Below are 13,779 nucleotides of genomic sequence, written 5' to 3'. Positions count from 1 at the left end.
AACTACCGTTTACTGATCTGATCGAAGATGCCGCCGCTGTCGAAGTTGTTCTTCTGGATGTCGTCCCAGTTGCCCTGGAGCGACTCGATGGTGAACAGCTTGATCTCCGGCAGGTCCGCTAGGTCCTCCTTGGCGGCGGCTTCGCGCTTGCTCGGGCGATAATGGTGCTTGGCGAAGATCGCCTGGGCCTTGTCGCCGTAGAGGAACTGCAAGTAGGCCTCGGCGGCCTTGCGGGTGCCCTTGGAATCCACGTTCCCGTCCACCAGGGCCACGGGCGGCTCGGCCAGGATCGAGACGGACGGCACGACGATGTCGAACTTGTCCTTGCCGAACTCCTCCAAGATCAGGAAAGCCTCGTTCTCCCAGGCCGGCAGAACGTCGCCGATGTTGCGCTGGGCGAACGTGACCGTGGAGCCCCGTGCGCCCGTGTCGAGCACCGGGACGTTCCTGTAGATTTCGGTCACGAAGGCGCGAGCCTTCTCGACGCTGCCGCCCTCCTTCTGCTGCGCGTAGCCCCAGGCGGCCAGGAAGTTCCATCGTCCGCCCGCGGAGGTCTTGGGGTTGGGTGTCACCACCTGGACCCCCGGCTTGGCGAGGTCGTCCCAGTCCTTGACGCTCTTCGGGTTGCCCTTTCGCACGATGAACACCACCGTCGACGTGTAGGGCAGGCCGTTATTGGGCAGCTTGGAGCGCCAATCCGCCGGGATCTTCTTCGTGGCCCTGGCAATCGCATCGATGTCGGACGGGATGCCCAGCGTCACCACGTCGGCATCGATGCCGTCGATGACGGTCCGGGCCTGGGCACCCGAGCCGCCATGGGAGGCCCGCACCGTGATGGTCTCTCCCGTCTTCTGCTTCCACTCGTCGGCGAAAGCCTTGTTGATCTCCCGGTAGAGCTCGCGGGTCGGATCGTAGGACACGTTGAGAAGCTGCGTCTGCGCCTGAGCGTGAGAGCCGCCGGCCAGCATCGCAGCTCCCGCCACAAGCGCAGCCGCGCAGCCGCGCCAGAGGGGCCTGAAACGCCGCCCATGGGCGGTCGGTCGATGGGGCACGGCCTGCATGTCTTTCTCCTCGGAAACAGATACGGAGCAGTCTCAACGGGACCGATCATCCACGGCACTCAACCGCTGACATCAATAAGGATCGGGCGGGCAAGATCAAGTTGCCTTCGAAACCGGCCCGCCCGGGCCCAGAGTGTCGTTGAAAGAGGCAGGACGAGGCGGCCGGCCGGACCGCCGGGGCTTCTAATGCTTTTGACGAGGCAGCTTCTCCCGCGCCGCCCGGTTGGCATCCTCGATCGTCGGGAAGACGGCGAGATCCAGTGATTTGAAGGCTCTTTCGGCCGCGAAGAAGCGGAAACCGCCCTTGATGGCGACGATGATGCCGGCCGTAACGTCGCCGACTTCGATGACGTGAGTGGTGGTGGACATGAGCATGACTTTCTGCCGCCCGGAAAGGGCCGCGCTGACGGGAAGGTGATCGGACGCCGGAAGGCCGCGCTTCAACACCGAAACCAGTCGCGGGCGCCGCGGACGCGGCGAACCGTTCGGGACCAAGTCCTGCTCGGAAGAGGGTTCGTCATGATCGCAATCCTTCAATGGGATCACGAAGCGCATGAGACGCATCGTGACGCTTTAGCGTTTGATGACGCGGCGCAAGCTGCACACTTCAAATCACCGCGGCTTCGGGCCTGAGCCCGAGAACAGGACTGATTGTAGGCAAGCCGTTCTTTTCGTCAACCGAAATGTTCTTTTATAAAAACTACGACGGGGAGTTCAATTGCATCGCGCAGGGCTGGGATTCGAGAACGTTCGACCCGCCCAGGCAGAGGTGCGACCAGCCGACGTTGCAGGGCAGAGGTTCACCCAAGGACGACGCTAGACGAATGTCTGATTGAGTTATCCAAAACGTTTTGGATATAACTTCATCAAGGCAACGCACGGGCAAAGGCGCCTTTGGCCAATCTGAAGCAACTGGCTCAGTCCCTCGGACTGTCGATCACGACCGTATCCCGTGCCCTTGACGGCTACGGGGACGTGGCGCCGGCGACGCGCGAGCGCGTACAGGCGGCCGCCCGGTCGATGAACTACCAGCCCAACTCGGCCGCCCGAAGCCTGCGGCGGCGGCGCCCTGAGACCGTGGCCGTGACCCTTCCGGCCGAACCGGGCCATTTCGGTCCCGCCATCTTTCTCGACATGCTCGCCTCCTGCGGGGAGCGGCTCGCCGAGGACGGGCTCGACCTCATGCTCGTCCCCACGGTGAGCCGAAAGGGCGAAATGGAAACCTATCGCCGCCTCGTCGAGGGCCGGCGCGCGGACGCCATGATCGTCGTGCGCACCTACCGGGACGACGAACGCGTGGCCTTCCTCGAGGCTCGGGGCATCCCGTTCGTGGCCCATGGCCGGACGACGCGGGACGAGGGCCACGCCTTCATCGACGGCGACGGCGAAGAGGCCTTCAGGACCGCGACGCTGGCCTTGGGCGGCCTCGGGCACGCGCGCATCGCCCATATCGGGGCGCCGCAGGATCTGACCTTCGCGGGCCTGCGCCGAACCGGATGGCTGCGGGGTCTGTCCGACCTCGGCTTCTCCGAAAGAGCCGAGGTCACAGCCTTCCCCAACGAGGCTGGCGGCTACGAGGCCACCAGAGCCCTTCTGGCGCAGCCGGATCGCCCCACGGCCCTGCTTTGCGCCACGGACAGCATCGCCATCGGGGCGCTGCAGGCCTTGAAGGATATGGGCTTGAGACCCGGCCGGGACGTCTCCGTCATCGGTCACGACAACATATCCTCGTCCGCGTTCACCGATCCGCCGCTCTCCACCATGGAAATCGCGGACGCCCAGGTGGGACGCCAGCTCGCCGAGATGCTGCTGGCCCGGATCGGCGGCGGGGACCCACGGGATCTTCAAAGAATCTTGCCTGTCCGGCAGGTGCCGCGCGCCACGCACGCGGCCCCGCCGTGACGGGAGACCGTTCGGCCAAGCGATCCGGGCCGGGCGGGTGACGATAAGGAGCGCCGGAGGTAATGCGATGAAACAGGACATGCTCAGGACGGCCGCGATCGCCGTCGCCATGATCGGCGGGCTCTCCGCCGCCAGGGCCCAGGAGACGGTCTTCTACTCGACCCAGCTTCGCCCGATCGAGGAGGCCACCAAGGTGCGCGACGTGCTCCTGAAGGGCATCGCCGGCAAGGTGACCTACGTGGTGGACGAGCCGCCGGCCTTCGCGGTACGCATGAAAGCGGAGACGCAGGCCGGCAAGCGTACGGTGAGCGTCGTCGGCGCGCTTCATGGCGAATTGCAACCCCATGTGCCGGACGATCTTCAGCCTGTCGACGACCTGGCCGCCAAGGTCGCGAGCCTCGGCATCCCCGAGAACCTCATGACCCTCGGCAAGCTCGGCACGGACAAGCAGCAATACATTCCATGGATGCAGGCCACCTACATCATGGTGGCCAACAAGCAGGCCCTGCCCTTCCTGCCGCAGGGCGCGGACGTCAATGCCCTAACCTACGACCAGCTCCTGCAATGGGGCAAGACCATCGCCGAGAAGACGGGCCAACGCCGTCTCGGCTTCCCGGCGGGTCCGACGGGCCTGCTGCCGCGCTTTTTTCAGGGCTACTTCTACCCCTCCTTCACGGGCGGCGTCGTGACGCCGTTCAAGTCGGCTGATGCCGAGAAGGGCTGGGAGACCATGAAGGCCCTGTGGGCCGTGAGCAATCCCAACTCCACCAACTACAACTTCATGAACGAGCCGTTGCTCGCCGGTGAAGTGTGGGTCGCGTGGGACCACGTGGCGCGCGTGAAGGATGCGCTCGATGCCCAGCCCGACCAGTTCGTGACGTTCCCGGCTCCGGCCGGCCCGAAGGGGCGCGGCTACATGCCCGTCGTCGCCGGGCTCGCGATCCCGAAGGACGCGCCGAACCGGGCGGGCGCCGTCGCTGTCATCGAGCATCTCACGAAGCCCGAGGTTCAGGTACAGACCGCGGCCGAAGTGGGTTTCTTCCCTGTCGTGAAGGCCGAACTGCCCACCAACCTGCGACCCGGCGTGAAGCTGCTGGCCAACGCCGTTGCGGCGACGCAAGGGGCCAAGGACGCCGTCGTGTCACTGCTGCCCGTCGGGCTCGGCGCGAAGGGCGGCGAGTTCAACAAGGTCTATAACGACACCTTCCAGCGCATCGTGCTGCGCAACGAGCCGGTGAAGACCGTGTTGGAGGACCAGGCCAAAGTGCTCGACGGCCTGATGAAGCAGACCAACGCTCCCTGCTGGTCGCCCGACAAGGCGAGCCAGGGCGCCTGCCCCGTCAACTGATCCGAGACCTGCCTCCCGGATCGCTCGCGTTGATCCGGGAGACCTCCCGTCCATCCTGCCGGAGCGGCCATGCCAACGCGTGCCAACTGGATCCCCTACGCCCTGATCGCGCCATCGGTCGTGTTCCTCGGCGCGCTCTTCATCGTGCCGCTCGTGCAGACGATCTGGCTGTCCTTCTCGTCCGACGACGGAACGTTGCTCGGCAACTATGCGCGCATGGCGGGCGACTTGAACTTCTCGGTCGCGATCCGCAACACCTTCATGCTGACCCTCGTGGTGGTGCCGCTCCAGGTCGCCTTGGCCATCGGCATGGCGCTGATGATCTCGAAGGTCGGAAAAGGCCGCGATCTCATCCTGTGGGTTTTCACCATTCCGCTTGGCATCTCGGATCTGGCGGCAGGCTTGGCCTGGCTCGCGATCCTTCAGAATTCCGGCTATCTCAACTCCGCTCTTTACGGTCTGGGGCTGATCCAGGGCCAGACCGGATGGCTGTCGCAGGAGACGCCCGTCACGCTGTTCATCGGCATCGTGCTGGCCGAAGTCTGGCGCGCCACCGCCATCGTGCTCGTCATCGTCATCGCGGGTCTTCAGCTGATCCCCAAGGAATTCTCCGAGGCGGCGGAGATCTTCGGCGCCAAGCCCTGGACGCGCTTTTGCAAGATCACGCTGCCGCTGCTCAAGCCCAGCCTGCAATCGGCCCTGATCCTGCGCACCGTTCTGGCCTTCGAGGTCTTCGCCGTCGTCTACGCGCTCGGCGGCACGAACTTCCCCGTGCTCGCGGGCGAGGCCTATAACTGGCAGAACATCAACCAGAACTATGGCGTCGCGGCCGCCTACGCCGTCCTCATCATGGCGATTTCGATCGCCGCGACGGTGTTTTACCTGCGCGTCCTGCGCGTCCGCCCGGAGCAGCTGCCATGACGAGCGTCACCGCAACGCCCATCGTGAAACCGTCCGGCATCTCCGTTCCGGGCGCGCGCCGCCTGCTGCTCTGGACCGGCATCATCGCCGTCCTCGCCTGGGTGCTGCTCCCGATCTATTTCGTGGCGCTCGGCGCCTTCGGCGGACGTCTCGGAGTGTTCCGCTGGCCGAAATCGATCTGGCCCTCCGACCTGTCGGCGGCCTCGATGCTGCAGTTCCTGAACATCGAAGGTGTGTTCGGCGCACTGATGAACTCGTTCATCGCCGCAGGCTTCACGGTCCTGTTCTCGGTGCTGCTCGGAGCGCCGGCGGGCTACGCGCTCGCACGCTACTCGTTCAAGGGACAGACGGCCTTTCGCTTGCTGGTGCTGCTCACCCGCGCCTTTCCGCTTGCTATCCTGGCCCTTCCGCTGACCGTCTCCTTCATCCGGCTCGGCCTCTACGACACGGCGTTCGGAGTGTCGCTGATTCACACGGTCCTGGCCCTGCCCTTCGCGGTTCTCGTGACCCAGAGCCTGTTCATGGGGATCCCGCGGGAGTACGAGGAGGCAGCCTGGGTGTTCGGCTGCACCCGATTCCAAGCTTTTCTAAGGGTCGTGATGCCGCTGGCGCTTCCAGGGCTTGCCGCCACCGCGATCTTTGCCTTCGTGATCTCCTGGAACGAGGTTTTCGCGGCCTCGATCCTGACCGTTCGCGAACGCACGCTCACGGCCTACCTTCTCAAGGTCCTGTCCGAGAGCCCTCTGCACTACCGGTTCGCGGGCGGCTTCATCCTCATCATTCCATCGGTGCTCTTCATCTTCGCGGTCAGGCGATACCTGTTCGCCGTGTGGGGCATCGCGAGCAAGTAAACGGAGGCTCCCATGGCCGATATCGTCATCGACCGGGTCAGCAAGCATTTCGGCGACTTCCACGCCTTGCAGGAGGTATCGCTGAACGTCGGAGACGGGGAGTTCGTCGCACTCCTGGGACCCTCCGGATGCGGCAAGACCACGCTCCTGCGCATCATCGCGGGGCTCGAGACCCAGAGTTCGGGCCGCATCGTCATCGGAGGTCGGGACGTCAGCGCGCTCTCCCCCCGCGAGCGCGGTCTCGCGATGGTGTTCCAGAACTATGCCGTGTTCCCGCACATGACTGTGTTCGAGAACGTCGCGTTCGGGCTGCGGATGAAGAAGGTCCCGGACGCGGAGGTCAAGCGCCAGGTGGAGCGCGCGGCGGCGCTTTTGCACATCGAGCCCTATCTCGATCGCTATCCGGCGAAGCTTTCGGGCGGGCAGCGCCAGCGCGTGGCCGTCGCGAGGGCGCTCGCCGTTCAGCCCGCCGTGCTCCTGATGGACGAACCGCTCTCCAACCTGGACGCGCTCCTGCGCCTGGAAATGCGCACCGAGCTGAAGGCGGTCCTGCGCGAGGCGGGAACGACCACGATCTATGTCACCCACGACCAGACCGAGGCCATGGGCCTCGCCGACCGCATCGCCGTCATGTATGGCGGCAAGATCGACCAGATCGACACGCCGCTCAGCGTCTACGCAGCCCCCACCACCCGCTTCGTCGGCGGCTTCATCGGCAACCCGCCCATGAACTTCATCAAGGTGAAGGCTGAAAGCGGAACGGTGCGGATCGGCCCCGTAAGCTTCGTGGCGCCCGCTGGAGGGCTCGATCTCGACCTGGGCCTGCGCGGCGAGGACGCGCATCTGTCCGGCGACGGCAGCGGCCTCCCCTTCGACGTGCGGGTGGTCGAGCCCATGGGCTCGCACCTGCTGCTCACTGGCTCCATCGAAGGACAGGCGGCCCGCATCGTGGCACCGCCGACCGCGACCGTCCGTGCGGGCGAGCGCGTCGGACTCACCGTCGATCCCTCCCGCCTCACCTGGATCGACACCTCAACCGGTCGCGCCCTGGCGCGCCCACAGGACTCCACCCGATGAACGACATGACACGCCCCGACATGGCGAAGGCCGCCCGCGCGATCCTGGCCCGCAACGATCGCGGCGGCTACACCGTGCCCACCGAACGGCTCTACCCGTTCCAGTGGAACTGGGATTCGGCCTTCGTGGCCATGGGCTTTGCGACGTTCGACGTCGACCGCGCCTACCGTGAGCTGGAGCGGCTCGCGGAGGGACAATGGGACGACGGGATGATCCCGCACATCGTTTTCCACGCGCCGAGCGACACCTACTTTCCCGGCCCGGACGTGTGGGGCACCCGGCACCGTATCCCGACCTCGGGCATCACGCAGCCGCCCGTCTTCGGCATGGCCCTGCGCCATGTGCACGAAGCCGCCGTCGCGGCAGGCGATGCCGGCGCCGCGGAGCGGACGCGCAAGCTCTTCCGCAACGCGCTCCGCTCCCATCGCTGGTGGCTGGCGGCGCGGGATCCCGAAGGGACCGGACTGGTGGCGATCCTGCACCCCTGGGAGAGCGGCAGCGACAATTCCCCGGCTTGGGACGAGGCCCTGGCGCGTGTGCCGACGACGACCACCACCGCGATCCGGCGCAAGGATACGGGCCATGTGGACCCATCCATGCGGCCCCGCGATGTCGACTACCAGCGCTTCATCCACCTCGTCGACGTGTACCGGGATTGCGGATGGGATCCGGCGAAGCAGTGGAAGGCGGCGCCGTTCAAAGTCGCCGAAGTGCAGATGACCGCCATCCTGGCGCGCTCGACGCGGGACCTGATCGATCTGGCCCGAAGGCTCGATCTCCCAGACGAGACCACCGAGCTGACGTCCATGGCCGAGACGCTGGAGAAGGGTCTCGCGGGCCGCTGGCGCGATGACCTGAGCCGCTTCGTCTCCCGCGACCTCGTGTCCGGCGAGGATATCGCGGCGCCGACCCAGGCGGGCTTCATCCCGCTGATTGCCGTGATGCTCGATCAATCCCAGCGCAAGGCCGTCGACGCGGAGATCGCACACTGGTGCGAGGGCATGGCGGTGGGCGTTCCGTCCACGATGCCGTCAGCCCCGGCTTTCGAGCCCAGGCGCTACTGGCGCGGGCCGGTCTGGGCCGTCATCAATTGGCTGATCGCGGACGGACTTCGCCATAACGGCCTGAACGACACGGCCCGCCGCGTCGAGCGCGGAACCGTCCAGGCGATGGAGCGCGCCGGCTTCTGCGAGTACTTCGATCCCACCACGGGCGAGGGTCTCGGTGGCGATACGTTCTCGTGGACGGCTGCCGCCTACCTGGTGCTGAACCGCCGCTCATGAGCGGCACCTGCCCAGGGCGGCATCCCTACTGGGCCGCTTCCTGACCCTCCCGGCGCCCTACTCCCGCGCCGGATCCGCTCCGTTTGAGGTCCTTCAGGAAGGTCGCGGCCCATTGGGTCACGTCGGAAGCGCGCAATGCGCTCATCAGCCCCTCCCAGCGGCGGATCCTCTCCTCCAAACCCATCTGGAGCGCCTCGCGAATGGCCTCGGCCACCTCGAACCGGTCATTGGGGTTGACGAGGAGCGCATCCGTCATCTGCTCCGCCGCGCCGGCGAATTTCGACAGCACGAGGACGCCCGGATCGTCGGGGTTCTGCGCGGCCACGTACTCCTTCGCGACGAGGTTCATGCCGTCCCGCATGGGCGTGACGAGTCCAACTTGAGCCAGCCGGTAGAGGCCCGCCAGGATCGAGCGCGGGTAGCTGTTGCTCACGTAATGGATGGGCACCCAGCCGGGCTCTCCCAGGGAGCCGTTGATGCGTCCCAGCGTCTCGTTCACGGCACGGCTGATCGTGGCGTATTCGGGCACCTCGCTCCGGCTTGTCGGCGCGATCTGCAGGTAGGTGACGCGCCCGCGATAATCCGGATTGCCGATCAGGAAGCGTTCGAACGATTCCATGCGCTCCGGGATGCCCTTCGAATAATCCAGTCGGTCCACTCCGATGATCAGCTTGCGCGAGCCCAAGCCCGCCGCCGTCTGCGTGAGCAACCGGTTCGAGCCTGGACGCCGGGCGGCCTGCTGGAATCCGTTGACGTCGATTCCAATGGGAAAGCTTTTGACGCGGGTGCGCAGCTTGCCGAGGCCGACCCGATCGGGGCCGATTGGCGAGGCGCCAGCCTCTTGGATGAGACCGCGACGCAGGTTGTCCGCGTCGCGATCGGTCTGAACGCCGACGAGGTTGTACTCCGCGATCGTGCGCAAGAGTTCGAGGCTGCCGGGAAGCGTGCCCAGAACCTCCGGGGCGGGCCAGGGAATGTGGTGGAAGTAGCCGATGGAATTGCGCACCCCCAAGGCCCTCAGTTCGGACGCCAACGGGATGAGGTGATAATCGTGGACCCAGATGAGGTCGTCGGGTTCGACCATGTGAGCGAGCGCATTTGCGAAGGTCCGGTTCACCCGGAGGTAGCCCGCATAATCGGCCCGCGAGAATTCCGACAGGCCGATCCGATAGTGCATCGTGGGCCAGAGGGCCCGGTTCGCGAACCCATTATAGTATTCCTGCCGGTCGATGGAGGAGAGGTCCATCAGGGCGTATTGGACGCGGCCACGGTCGGTGATCCTTGGGGTGGCCGACGGGTGGGCCGAGACCTTTCCACTCCAGCCGAACCAGAGCCCACGGTTCGACTGGAACGCCTCCTTAAGGGCAACGGCGAGGCCACCCGCCGCGCTCTTGCCGGACGTGTCCGGAACGGCGACGCGATTTGAAACAACTACCAGCCGAGGCAACGACTCTCTCCCGTCTGTTTGGGCGGGACGTTAACCAAATGGTGCCTCAGCGGCAACGCCCAGCCCCCTGCCCTCCACATCCTCAGATCCGGGCCGGGCCGTAATAGTCGTCGAGGCGGCGCCCGTAATCCGGATCCGCGAAAGGATCGTCGTCGGGCCCGTAGTTCGGCGCCTCCTCCAGCCTGTCCCGGTCGAGGTCGATCCGATAGCCCCCGAGGGTGGTGTCGTAGGTCAGCGCCTTCCATGGCAGGGGATGGTAGCGCTCTCCGATGCCGAGGAATCCCCCGAAGGACATGACGACGTAGCCGACCTGTCCCGTAAACTTGTCGACCATGAAATTGTAGACCGATCCCAACGCCTCGCCCTGGCCATTGAAGACGGCCGTGCCTTCGACCTTGTTGGACGCGATCATGCGCCGGGTCTCGTCGACGGCGACACCTTCGCCGCTGGGATCCAGCTCCATGGACCCGGTGGGGCGGATTCGGCTTTCCTGAGGAAGGTTCGTGGGCATGCATCCTCCAGACCATGGAAACACGAAAGCGGCTTTCGCCCCTTTGTCTCGAAGGCCAACGGGTCCGCGCGCCCTTCGTTCCCGGCCAAGCTGCGGTCCCTGTTCGTCCGGAGAGAAAAAGCCTTGATTCCAAAGGAGCATATCCCTTTGTCATTAAGGCCTTTGCGCCATGGATAACGACTCTTCGGGATAGGATTGCGCCCCCTTCACAGTCCATGATTGAATAACAAATGTCATCGTGTTGGGGACTGGCAGCCGACCCGCTTCCCCGGCCGGAGAATGCCCATGACTGACGATGAAATCGAGATTGTTGCCGAGGAGCTGGCCAAGATCGGCGGCACTTCGTGGTATCCGGGGCGAGAGGATGGATCGCTCATTCGCGTCCTGTCGGACCGCTACAGGGATCGGGCGCGGATCGCCATCACGGCCCTGGACCGCTATCGCGCCCGCAGCGGGGATCAGCACGCTCAGGCCGCGCGGCATCCTGTTCCTGCGGCTGCAGCGAACCCGGTTCCAGATGGCACCGATTTCGAGATCGGAATGACGGTGATCTATCGCCCTCCGGGCGACCGGCGAGCTTATGCGTGCCGCGTCGAGGAGGTTGAGGACGGACGGATCTACCTCGTCCCCACCAGCCGGCAATGCACCGGATGGGTGCCTGTCGGGTCCATCCTCCAGCAGGTCGACCCCTCGTCCTCCGACGATTGATGGTCTCCGGCCGGACGCCAATCAGATGTCCGTGGCTTATTTTCCGGCTGCTTTGCGCAAGGCGTCGTTGATCCGCTCCTGCCAGCCGGGGCCATCCTCCTGGAAGTGATCGAGCACGTCCCGGTCGATCCGGAGAGAAACCGTCTCCTTGGCATTCGGAACGGACGCCCGCTTGGGCGGAGCCTCCAGGGGCTTCGCGGTCACGGCCTTGAAGGCCGCTTCGGCGGCTTGGCGCGGATCGCTCGGCCGCGTGCGGCCCGGCGGCTTGGACATCGAAATCTCCCTGGGAAATAAGCGTGCGTGACGGGCATCGAACCCTTGGTCGGATCCTTGCTCGAACCCGTGGTCGGACCTCGGTCGAGCCCTTGGAACTCAGTATAGCGCTGCCCGACGGGATTAGCGACAGGGATCCGGCGGATCGGCATGAGGGATCGGAACCTTAGCGGCGGGGCGGCATTCTCCGATGGCATCCACCAGGGAGAACATTGAATGCAACGCGTCCTCATCGCACTTGCGGCCACGGCCGCTCTCGCCGGCTCGGCTTTCGCCCAGGCTCCGGCACCCGCTGCGCCGAACTTCGTGACGGTGCCGCAGGATGCGATCACCAGCGACCGTCTGGACGATGTGGACCTGCGCAATGCCGCCAACGAGAAGGTTGGCGAAATCGAGGATGCCGTGATCAGCCAAGGCCGTCTCGTTGGCTACGTGATTTCGGTCGGCGGGTTCCTTGGGGTTGGCGAGCGTAATGTGGTTGTGGACCCGTCCGCTGTCATGCTGACCTATAACGAGGCCGACAAGGCGTGGCGCGGGACGATCAACGCCACCAAGGAGCAGCTCCAGGCGGCTCCCGAGTTCAAGTACGAAGGCCGTTGGAAGGATTGATCCTTCGGCGAAACGACGGAGCAGGCCCGCTTCGGCGGGCCCATTCCTTTGGCCAGCATTGGGACGGACAGGAGGCTCAGGATTCGGGATCCTGCGGCTGCCTGTTTCGGATGAACGATTCCAGCGCGTGACCGGCTTGCCGGATATGCGCGGTCAAGAGCGCGCAGGCCTCCGCAACGTCGCCGGATCGGCAGAGCTGCAGGAGACGGGCATGCTCCTCCCGCGCCTGCGCCCGCCCATCCGTGAAGGAGAGCTGCATGCGTGTGTAGCGGTCGGTCCCTTGCAGCAACGTGGCGACGATGGAGGCGGTTCGCGGCTGCTCCGCGCGCGCATAGAGCTGCTGGTGGAAGGCGGTGTTGAGTTCGCCCCACCGCGAGGCGTCGTCGGACAGCATGGCGGCATCGTACTCGCTCAGGATCATGTCGAGAGCGGCAAGATCCTCCGTCGTCAGGCGCGGCGCCGAATGACGGAGCAGGCGTGGCTCCAATAGTGCCCGCAATTGGAACAGCTCGTCGATCTCATCGACGGACGTCTCCGATACGATCGCGCCGCGATGGGGCAGGATCTTCACGAGACCCTCGCTCTCGAGCTGTACGAAGGCCTCCCTCAGGGGGATGCGGCTGATCCCGAGCTCGCTCGCGAGCGCGTCCTGCCGAAGCTGGTGCCCGCCCCGGTAGACGCCGCCGAGGATCCGCTGGCGGAGCGCATCCGCCGCCGCCAGCGCCATGGTGCGGTGTCCAAGAGGCTTCGCGGCCCGCGGGGGGTTCATCGCCTAGCGATCCGTGACCTGAAAGCCGTGCGCGAACGGATCCCGCTCGTCGATCACGATGGTGTTGAAACCCGTGACCCGCGCCCAGCCCTCGATCGACGGCACGATGGCATCCCGGTCGCCGACCTTCGTCCGCCCCTCGATGCGGCCCGTGAAGGTCGAGCCGATGATGCTCTCATGCACGAAGGCATCGCCCTCCGAGAGCTTTCCCTGTGCCGCCAGGTGAGCCATGCGGGCGGACGTTCCCGTGCCGCAGGGTGAGCGGTCGATCGCCTTGTCGCCATAGAAGACGGCGTTCCGTGCCGAGCCGTTCGGCCCTTGGGCCTTCCCGGTCCATAGCACATGGGTGAGGCGATCGATCGCAGGGTTGTCCGGATGGACGATCCGGTGGCGCTCGTTGAAGGCCTTGCGCAGCCTTAGGCTCCATCGAAGGATGTCGGACGGGTCCACGTCCGCAAGGTCCGAATAGCGGTCTTGCGGCTCCACGATGGCGTAGAAGTTGCCGCCATAGGCGACATCCACCGTCAACGTACCAAAGCCCTCCACGTCGACCTCGTAGCCGCGGCCATACAGGAAGGACGGCACGTTGGTGATGCGCACGCTCTCGATATAGGGGCCGTTCTGCTCGTATCGGGCCTCGACGAGGCCGGCGGGCGTGTCCAGCCTCAAAAGGCCCGGCGTTTTCGGCTGGATGAGACCATGCTCCAACGCGATGGTCACGGTGCCGATGGTGCCATGGCCGCACATGGGCAGGCACCCGGAGGTCTCGATGAAGAGGATGCCCACGTCGCAATCCGGGCGGGTCGGCGGGTAGAGGATCGATCCCGACATCATGTCGTGGCCGCGCGGCTCGAACATCAATCCGGTCCGGATCCAGTCGAACTCCGCCAGGAAATGCTGGCGGCGCTCGAACATGCTGGCGCCCTGGAGCTGCGGGATGCTCCCGCCCGTGACGACGCGGACGGGGTTTCCACAGGTATGGCCGTCGATGCAGAAGAAGGTATGGCGTGCCATGACGT

The 13,779-nt window shown here is 65.5% G+C and carries 15 protein-coding genes; 8 read left to right on the top strand and 7 right to left on the bottom strand.

The genetic code is table 11. The annotated features are described in order from the left end of the window. Nucleotides 1–2: 2 nt before the first annotated feature. Both ILT42_RS14460 and ILT42_RS14455 read right to left on the bottom strand, forming a co-directional pair. On the bottom strand, nucleotides 3–968 hold the full coding sequence (locus tag ILT42_RS14460; RefSeq protein WP_229428697.1) for a sulfate ABC transporter substrate-binding protein: 966 nt from the start codon (nucleotides 966–968) through the stop codon (nucleotides 3–5). Between the two features lie 276 nt (nucleotides 969–1,244). Beyond that, nucleotides 1,245–1,616 carry a hypothetical protein gene (locus tag ILT42_RS14455; protein ID WP_204216326.1) on the bottom strand — a complete coding sequence of 124 codons (372 nt, stop codon included), beginning with the start codon at nucleotides 1,614–1,616 and terminating at the stop codon, nucleotides 1,245–1,247. Between the two features lie 339 nt (nucleotides 1,617–1,955). On the opposite strand from ILT42_RS14455, the gene ILT42_RS14450 reads away from it, so the two are divergent. The 6 genes from ILT42_RS14450 (at nucleotide 1,956) to ILT42_RS14425 (ending at nucleotide 8,443) form a co-directional block, all read left to right on the top strand. Continuing rightward, entirely contained in the window at nucleotides 1,956–2,963 is a 1,008-nt protein-coding gene (locus ILT42_RS14450) for a LacI family DNA-binding transcriptional regulator (protein ID WP_204216325.1), read from the top strand. Nucleotides 2,964–3,072: 109 nt separating this feature from the next. After that, the gene (locus ILT42_RS14445) at nucleotides 3,073–4,311 is read left to right on the top strand and encodes an ABC transporter substrate-binding protein (RefSeq protein ID WP_229428696.1); all 1,239 of its coding nucleotides are present in this window, start codon (nucleotides 3,073–3,075) and stop codon (nucleotides 4,309–4,311) included. 69 nt (nucleotides 4,312–4,380) lie between these two features. Next, nucleotides 4,381–5,232 carry a carbohydrate ABC transporter permease gene (locus ILT42_RS14440; RefSeq protein ID WP_204216323.1) on the top strand — a complete coding sequence of 284 codons (852 nt, stop codon included), beginning with the start codon at nucleotides 4,381–4,383 and terminating at the stop codon, nucleotides 5,230–5,232. Beyond that, a complete protein-coding gene (locus ILT42_RS14435) occupies nucleotides 5,229–6,083 on the top strand; it encodes a carbohydrate ABC transporter permease (protein WP_204216322.1) in 855 nt (284 codons plus the stop codon). The genes ILT42_RS14440 and ILT42_RS14435 overlap by 4 nt, the downstream gene beginning before the upstream one ends. A gap of 12 nt (nucleotides 6,084–6,095) precedes the next feature. Then, nucleotides 6,096–7,160, top strand: a complete 1,065-nt coding sequence (locus ILT42_RS14430) for an ABC transporter ATP-binding protein (protein ID WP_204216321.1) — start codon at nucleotides 6,096–6,098, stop codon at nucleotides 7,158–7,160. After that, on the top strand, nucleotides 7,157–8,443 hold the full coding sequence (locus ILT42_RS14425) for an amylo-alpha-1,6-glucosidase (RefSeq protein ID WP_204216320.1): 1,287 nt from the start codon (nucleotides 7,157–7,159) through the stop codon (nucleotides 8,441–8,443). The genes ILT42_RS14430 and ILT42_RS14425 overlap by 4 nt, the downstream gene beginning before the upstream one ends. Before the next feature lie 25 nt (nucleotides 8,444–8,468). Here ILT42_RS14425 and ILT42_RS14420 read toward each other — a convergent pair whose 3' ends face one another. Beyond that, nucleotides 8,469–9,890 carry an alpha,alpha-trehalose-phosphate synthase (UDP-forming) gene (locus ILT42_RS14420; protein WP_204216319.1) on the bottom strand — a complete coding sequence of 474 codons (1,422 nt, stop codon included), beginning with the start codon at nucleotides 9,888–9,890 and terminating at the stop codon, nucleotides 8,469–8,471. Nucleotides 9,891–9,972: 82 nt separating this feature from the next. Continuing rightward, nucleotides 9,973–10,401 carry a PRC-barrel domain-containing protein gene (locus tag ILT42_RS14415; RefSeq protein ID WP_204216318.1) on the bottom strand — a complete coding sequence of 143 codons (429 nt, stop codon included), beginning with the start codon at nucleotides 10,399–10,401 and terminating at the stop codon, nucleotides 9,973–9,975. Nucleotides 10,402–10,686: 285 nt separating this feature from the next. On the opposite strand from ILT42_RS14415, the gene ILT42_RS14410 reads away from it, so the two are divergent. Then, nucleotides 10,687–11,109, top strand: a complete 423-nt coding sequence (locus ILT42_RS14410) for a hypothetical protein (protein WP_204216317.1) — start codon at nucleotides 10,687–10,689, stop codon at nucleotides 11,107–11,109. A 36-nt stretch (nucleotides 11,110–11,145) separates the two neighbouring features. Here ILT42_RS14410 and ILT42_RS14405 read toward each other — a convergent pair whose 3' ends face one another. Continuing rightward, nucleotides 11,146–11,382, bottom strand: a complete 237-nt coding sequence (locus tag ILT42_RS14405; protein ID WP_204216316.1) for a BrnA antitoxin family protein — start codon at nucleotides 11,380–11,382, stop codon at nucleotides 11,146–11,148. 216 nt (nucleotides 11,383–11,598) lie between these two features. On the opposite strand from ILT42_RS14405, the gene ILT42_RS14400 reads away from it, so the two are divergent. Then, nucleotides 11,599–11,991 (top strand): PRC-barrel domain-containing protein, encoded by a 393-nt coding sequence (locus ILT42_RS14400; protein WP_204216315.1) that lies wholly within the window; start codon nucleotides 11,599–11,601, stop codon nucleotides 11,989–11,991. A gap of 76 nt (nucleotides 11,992–12,067) precedes the next feature. On the opposite strand, the gene ILT42_RS14395 is transcribed toward ILT42_RS14400, so the two are convergent. After that, complete coding sequence (locus ILT42_RS14395; protein ID WP_204216314.1) at nucleotides 12,068–12,760, bottom strand: GntR family transcriptional regulator; 693 nt, start codon at nucleotides 12,758–12,760, stop codon at nucleotides 12,068–12,070. Nucleotides 12,761–12,763: 3 nt separating this feature from the next. After that, on the bottom strand, nucleotides 12,764–13,774 hold the full coding sequence (locus tag ILT42_RS14390) for a 4-hydroxyproline epimerase (protein WP_204216313.1): 1,011 nt from the start codon (nucleotides 13,772–13,774) through the stop codon (nucleotides 12,764–12,766). Nucleotides 13,775–13,779 lie beyond the last annotated feature (5 nt).

It is taken from the genome of Microvirga pudoricolor (genome assembly GCF_016892705.1).
Lineage (GTDB): Bacteria > Pseudomonadota > Alphaproteobacteria > Rhizobiales > Beijerinckiaceae > Microvirga > Microvirga pudoricolor.
Note: the sequence above shows the minus strand (reverse complement) of the source record. Positions and strands in the feature narration are given on the sequence as shown.

Excerpts from the sequence above, each read along its gene's own strand:
- ILT42_RS14410 (WP_204216317.1), top strand. The coding sequence starts at position 10,687 with ATGACTGACGATGAAATCGAGATTGTTGCCGAGGAGCTGGCCAAGATC.
- ILT42_RS14430 (WP_204216321.1), top strand. The coding sequence starts at position 6,096 with ATGGCCGATATCGTCATCGACCGGGTCAGCAAGCATTTCGGCGACTTC.
- ILT42_RS14390 (WP_204216313.1), bottom strand. The coding sequence starts at position 13,774 with ATGGCACGCCATACCTTCTTCTGCATCGACGGCCATACCTGTGGAAAC.
- ILT42_RS14445 (WP_229428696.1), top strand. The coding sequence starts at position 3,073 with ATGATCGGCGGGCTCTCCGCCGCCAGGGCCCAGGAGACGGTCTTCTAC.
- ILT42_RS14425 (WP_204216320.1), top strand. The coding sequence starts at position 7,157 with ATGAACGACATGACACGCCCCGACATGGCGAAGGCCGCCCGCGCGATC.
- ILT42_RS14395 (WP_204216314.1), bottom strand. The coding sequence starts at position 12,760 with ATGAACCCCCCGCGGGCCGCGAAGCCTCTTGGACACCGCACCATGGCG.
- ILT42_RS14460 (WP_229428697.1), bottom strand. The coding sequence starts at position 968 with ATGCTGGCCGGCGGCTCTCACGCTCAGGCGCAGACGCAGCTTCTCAAC.
- ILT42_RS14405 (WP_204216316.1), bottom strand. The coding sequence starts at position 11,382 with ATGTCCAAGCCGCCGGGCCGCACGCGGCCGAGCGATCCGCGCCAAGCC.
- ILT42_RS14435 (WP_204216322.1), top strand. The coding sequence starts at position 5,229 with ATGACGAGCGTCACCGCAACGCCCATCGTGAAACCGTCCGGCATCTCC.
- ILT42_RS14400 (WP_204216315.1), top strand. The coding sequence starts at position 11,599 with ATGCAACGCGTCCTCATCGCACTTGCGGCCACGGCCGCTCTCGCCGGC.
- ILT42_RS14455 (WP_204216326.1), bottom strand. The coding sequence starts at position 1,616 with ATGCGCTTCGTGATCCCATTGAAGGATTGCGATCATGACGAACCCTCT.
- ILT42_RS14415 (WP_204216318.1), bottom strand. The coding sequence starts at position 10,401 with ATGCCCACGAACCTTCCTCAGGAAAGCCGAATCCGCCCCACCGGGTCC.
- ILT42_RS14440 (WP_204216323.1), top strand. The coding sequence starts at position 4,381 with ATGCCAACGCGTGCCAACTGGATCCCCTACGCCCTGATCGCGCCATCG.